The sequence below is a fragment of the Poseidonibacter sp. genome, from assembly GCF_041821165.1.
Taxonomy (GTDB): Bacteria; Campylobacterota; Campylobacteria; order Campylobacterales; family Arcobacteraceae; genus Poseidonibacter.
In genome coordinates this window covers 1-5,310 of record NZ_JBGUES010000163.1, presented here as the reverse complement: position 1 = coordinate 5,310, position 5,310 = coordinate 1, and the positions used below count along the sequence as shown (strand labels likewise).

5 protein-coding genes and 2 pseudogenes are annotated in these 5,310 nt (G+C 26.9%); 5 read left to right on the top strand and 2 right to left on the bottom strand.

Annotated features, from left to right (window positions below):
• Positions 1–216: pseudogene (locus tag ACERKK_RS10945) on the bottom strand (DsbA family protein); the annotation flags it as partial.
• A gap of 97 nt (positions 217–313) precedes the next feature.
• Here ACERKK_RS10945 and ACERKK_RS10940 point away from each other — a divergent pair.
• The 5 genes and pseudogenes from ACERKK_RS10940 (at position 314) to ACERKK_RS10920 (ending at position 5,079) form a co-directional block, all read left to right on the top strand.
• Entirely contained in the window at positions 314–580 is a 267-nt protein-coding gene (locus ACERKK_RS10940) for a DnaJ domain-containing protein (RefSeq protein ID WP_373773111.1), read from the top strand.
• A gap of 16 nt (positions 581–596) precedes the next feature.
• Complete coding sequence (locus ACERKK_RS10935) at positions 597–1,475, top strand: ADP-ribosylglycohydrolase family protein (RefSeq protein WP_373773110.1); 879 nt, start codon at positions 597–599, stop codon at positions 1,473–1,475.
• Positions 1,472–2,320: a radical SAM protein gene (locus ACERKK_RS10930; protein ID WP_373773109.1), complete on the top strand. Its 849-nt coding sequence runs from the start codon at positions 1,472–1,474 to the stop codon at positions 2,318–2,320. The genes ACERKK_RS10935 and ACERKK_RS10930 overlap by 4 nt, the downstream gene beginning before the upstream one ends.
• A gap of 221 nt (positions 2,321–2,541) precedes the next feature.
• Positions 2,542–3,558 (top strand): annotated as a pseudogene (locus ACERKK_RS10925) (cache domain-containing protein); the annotation flags it as partial.
• 3 nt (positions 3,559–3,561) lie between these two features.
• On the top strand, positions 3,562–5,079 hold the full coding sequence (locus tag ACERKK_RS10920) for a methyl-accepting chemotaxis protein (protein ID WP_373773112.1): 1,518 nt from the start codon (positions 3,562–3,564) through the stop codon (positions 5,077–5,079).
• 34 nt (positions 5,080–5,113) lie between these two features.
• Here the strand turns inward: ACERKK_RS10920 and ACERKK_RS10915 are convergent.
• On the bottom strand, positions 5,114–5,310 hold a 197-nt coding region (locus ACERKK_RS10915), incomplete at its 5' end, for a hypothetical protein (protein WP_373773108.1).

Genomic DNA, 5,310 nt, shown 5'->3' with positions numbered 1-5,310 from the left:
TGTTCCAATTTTTTCTTCAATTTCATACCAAATATTTTCAATTGTATCTTTTTGTTCTTGTGGCATTGGCTCATCTGTATGTTTAGCAAGACCTCCAACTACATGAACTATTTTTATATTATCATTAAGTTTTTTTCTTAATTCATCAAGTGTTGGTTTAAAGGCATAACACCAAGAACACATAGGGTCATGCACATGATATAATGTATAAATCATAAAAAATCCTTTTATATTTTTTAAATAATACAAAAACTATCTTCTAATTACGGTTAAATATTGTAAAATAGATAATCACATAAAAAAGGGTTTCTTTATGGATTATGAAGAGTTTGAAAAGGCTGTTGATATGTTTGGCATATTAACAAGAACATCAAAAAAAAATTTAAAACAAAAATATTTAAAATTATCAAAAAAATATCATCCTGATATGCCCGATGGCAGTGAAGAAAAGTTTTTAGAATTAAAACACTCGTATGATTTATTATGCAAATATATAGACTCTTTTTCTTATTCATTTGATAAAGAAGAGTTTAAACATCAAGTACCGGCATTTACAAATTATAAAAATTGGAATAAATAAAAAATGAGGATAAAAAATGATTAGTCAAAAGAAAATAGATGAATTAGTATTAATATCTTTAATAACAGATGCCTATTGTCTTGGTTCTCATTGGGTATATGATGAAAAGCAATTGACACAAAATGACTTAGATTGGAATGATTTAAATTCACCACTTGCTATTTGGCATAAAGGAAAACAAAAAGGTGATTTTACACATTATGGTGATCATACTTTATGGCTGTATAAATTCTTAGAAGATAAGCATATATTTGATGAAAAAGAGTATATGAAATATTGGCAAGAACAAATGAGTTCATATACAGGTTATGTTGATGGTTCAAGTAGAAATACATTGGAAAATATTGAAAATAATGTCTTTCCATGTGGTTCTAATTCTAGTGATTTATCAATTATTGGAAGGATTGCTCCATTATTAAAAGTGTCAAATTCAAAAGAAGAATTTTTACAAAATGTAGAAAAATTTGTAAAAGTTACTCATAACTCAAAAAAAGCAATTATTGCTTCAAGGTTTTTTGCAATGGTTTTACTAGACGCTCTTGATGGCAATGATATTAAAACATCATTATTAAAAGTACAAAGTCTTTTTGATAAAACTATTCAAGATTTTGTAAAACAAGGAGTAGATTCTAAAGATGCAGATACTTTTACAAGTATTAGAGATTTTGGTCCAGCTTGTGATATTTCAGAAGGATTTTGTGGAGTAATCCATCTTTTAACAAAATTTGATAATTTAAAAGATATGTTAATAGAAAATGCAAAAGCAGGTGGTGATACAAGTGCAAGGGCAATGCTTTGCTCAATAATATTTATGGCAAACAAGTCAATAAATAATCTACCAAAAAGTTGGTTTTTAATAAATAAAAAAGAAATATTAGGAGAATTGACTAATTGATTAACTATCATCAGCCATTATATAGACCACCTGCTGAAGCAAATTCTATTATTATTCAAGCTACATTAGGTTGTAGTTATAATAAATGTAGCTTTTGTACAATGTATGAATCAAAGAATTTTGTAATTAGAAAATTAGAAGATGTTTTCTCAGATATTGATAAAATATCAAAATATTATAATGATTCAAATAAACTTTTTTTAGCAGATGGCGATGCTTTATCTTTAAGTACTGAGCATTTAATAAAAATTATTGATTATGCATATTTGAAATTTCCAAAGTTAAGAAGAGTCTCTTTATATGCATCTGCTTTTAATTTGTATGATAAATCTTTAGATGAATTAAAACTACTAAGAAGTAAAGGTTTAACTTTAATTTATTATGGAATAGAAAGTGGTTCATTTGATATTTTAAAAAAGATACAAAAACCAATTTCAAATAAAAAAATGATTGATGGATTAAATAAAGCATATGAAGCCAATTTAAAAATATCTGCAACTGTAATTTTAGGACTTGCTGGTAAAAAGTATTCAAAAGAGCATATAACTGCAAGTGCTAATTTAATAAATCAAGTAAATATAACATATCTTTCTACTTTACAATTAATGTTAGAACCTCATACAAAACAAAAATTTATAAAGAATTTTAAAGATGAATTCCAAGAGTTAAATGAAAAAGAGATGTTAGAAGAACAAATAGAATTTATATCATTATTAAATCCATTAAATAAAGTTATTTTTAGATCAAACCATGTTTCAAATATCTTGCCACTAGCTGGAACATTACCTAAAGATAAGAATAGATTATTAGAAGAATTATCATTTGTTATAAAGAAAATATTTTGAAATAACTTTACCAAGAATTATATAATTTTTGAATATAATATCTATAGAACATGTTTGTCACTTTTGTAACAAATTGTAATGAAGTACACTTCATGGCTTAAAATTGTTCTTTATCTTTGGATTATAATATGTATCAATAGTATTATAAACGTATAAATAAAAGATATAAGACTACACCAATATAACAAGTAATTTTGTTATTTATATCAAAAAGGAAAAAAATGCTTAAATCAATATCTATAAAGGCTAAATTACTAATTATTGTAATTAGTTCAATTGTTATTGTTTCACTTGCAATGATTATACAATCAGTTGTTTCTTTACAAGAAACCTCAGATGCTGTAATTGCAAAATTCAAATCAGATGCTTACTCTTCAAAACAAAAAGAGTTAGAAAACTATGTATCTTTAGCTATGAAGACAGTAGAATCTTATCATGCTAGAACTGCAAAAGATAAAGTAAAAGCTGAAGTACAATCTTATTTAAAAGGTCAAACAGGGTTTCTTTTATCAATCATTGAAGGAGAATATAAAAAGTATCATGGAGTACTTCCTGAAGATGAATTGAAAGAGCTTATTAAAAATACAGTAAAAACTACTAGGTATGGTGAATCTGGATATTTTTGGATAAATGATACTGATGCTAATATTATAATGCATCCATTTAAACCACAACTTGATGGAAAAGATTTATCTAACTATCAAGACAAGGGTGGGAAAAGAATATTTTATGAATTTGCACAAGTTGCAAAAAAGTCTGATTCTGGATTTGTAGATTATGTTTGGCCAAAACCAGGTTTTGATGAACCGCAAGATAAAGTATCATTTGTAAAATTATTTAAGCCATATAATTGGGTAATTGGTACAGGTGAGTATGTTGATAATGTAAGTGCAAAACTACAAGAAGAAGCGCTAGTTGCAATTAAAAATATGGGTTACGGTAAAGATGGATATTTCTGGATTAATGATTCAAAACACGTAGTTGTAATGCATGCAACAAATGAATCATTAAACGGTAAAAGTATGTATGATTTAAAAGATCCTACTGGAAAATATGTATATAGAGAAATCGTAAAAGCTGCGAATGCAAAAAAAGATGGTGGATTTGTTAACTATATGTGGGCAAAACCAGGCGTAGATACTCCTCAACCAAAAATCTCTTTTGTTAAAAAATTTGAGCAATGGGATTGGATTATAGGAACTGGTGTTTATGTAGATAATATTGAAGCAAAAATAGCAGAGATGGAAAAAACAACAGCGAATCAAATAATGGATGTAATTATAAGAAATTGTATTATTATTTTTGTTATTATGATTTTATTAGCTGTATTAATGGCATGGCTTTCAAATATCGCAATCTTTAAACCATTAGAAGCATTTCAAGATGGATTATTGAATTTCTTTAAATATATTAATAAAGAGAGATCAGATGTTGAACATTTAGATGATTCTTCAAATGATGAAATTGGTAAAATGGCTCAAATTATTAATAAAAATGTTGTAAAAACAAAATCTTTAATAGAACAAGATGATGCATTGATTGCAGATGTTACTAGAGTTGTTGAACAAGTTAAAAATGGGTATTTAACTTTTAGAGTTGAAAAAAGTACAGAAAATGAATCTTTACAAAAACTACAAAGTCAGTTAAATGAAATGTTAAATAATCTTGAAAGAAATATTGGAAAAGATACTAATATTATTTTAAAAACATTATCAAATTATGGAAAACTTGACTTTAGAGATAATATTGTAAATGCAACAGGTGAAATTTCAATTGCAATTAATGATTTAGCAAAAATTATTAATCAAATGCTTGCTGAAAATAAAGAGAATGGACTTACTTTAGATGCAAGTTCAGATATTTTATTAGAAAATGTTGATACTTTAAATAAAAACTCAACAGAAACAGCAGCAGCCCTAGAAGAAACAGCAGCTGCATTAGAAGAGATTACAAGTACAATTATTAATAATACAAATAGTATTGCTGAAATGGCTAATCATTCAAATACATTATCAGCATCTATTAAAGTAGGTCAAGAGTTAGCAGCATCAACGGTTAATGCAATGAATGAAATTAATAGTCAAACAGAAGCAATTGCTGATGCAATTACAGTAATTGATCAAATTGCGTTCCAAACAAATATTCTTTCACTAAATGCTGCTGTTGAAGCTGCAACAGCAGGAGAAGCAGGAAAAGGATTTGCAGTTGTTGCACAAGAAGTAAGAAACCTAGCAAGTAGATCAGCAGAAGCTGCAAAAGAGATTAAATCATTAGTTGAAAATGCAACAGCTAAAACTAATGCAGGTAAAGATGGTGCGGATAAAATGATTAAAGGTTATGAAGCCTTAAATGAAAGTATTCTTAAAACAACTGAAACTATTAATACAATTGCAGAAGCTTCTAAAGAACAACAATCTGGAATTGAACAAATTAATGATGCGGTTACACAATTAGATCAACAAACTCAACAAAATGTTGCTATATCTAATACAACACATGGTATTGCAGAACAAACAGATGAGATTGCTAAATTAGTTGTAGCATCAGCAAATGAAAAAGAGTTTATAGGAAAAGATACGATAAAAAGTAAAACTATAGATTTAAATAGATCATCAGGTATTGAGATAAAAATAGGGAAAAGAGGAACTTCTAATACTAAAAGTACAAATAGTGTAGAAAGTAAAACTCCTGTTAAAAAAGTTCAAGCAACAAAAGTTGTTTCAAACACTTCTTCAGATGATGAATGGGAAAGCTTCTAAGCTAGCCCTTTCATTGAAAAATTAAAGATAAAATCTATTTATTATGATTTTTCTTTAATTTTGATTTCTTTTTCTCTTTCTTTTTCTTATCTGCTTTTCTTTTTTCAAAAGCTTTTTTATCAGCTATTTTAGCTTTTCTTTTTTTATTAAGCTTAGTGATTTTTGGTTTTCTAGGTTTTTTAACAGGAGCTACATATTTCTTTTCTTGGCTTCCTGTATCTAGTGTATGAT

Excerpts from the sequence above, each read along its gene's own strand:
- ACERKK_RS10935 (WP_373773110.1), top strand. The coding sequence starts at position 597 with ATGATTAGTCAAAAGAAAATAGATGAATTAGTATTAATATCTTTAATA.
- ACERKK_RS10940 (WP_373773111.1), top strand. The coding sequence starts at position 314 with ATGGATTATGAAGAGTTTGAAAAGGCTGTTGATATGTTTGGCATATTA.
- ACERKK_RS10920 (WP_373773112.1), top strand. The coding sequence starts at position 3,562 with ATGGAAAAAACAACAGCGAATCAAATAATGGATGTAATTATAAGAAAT.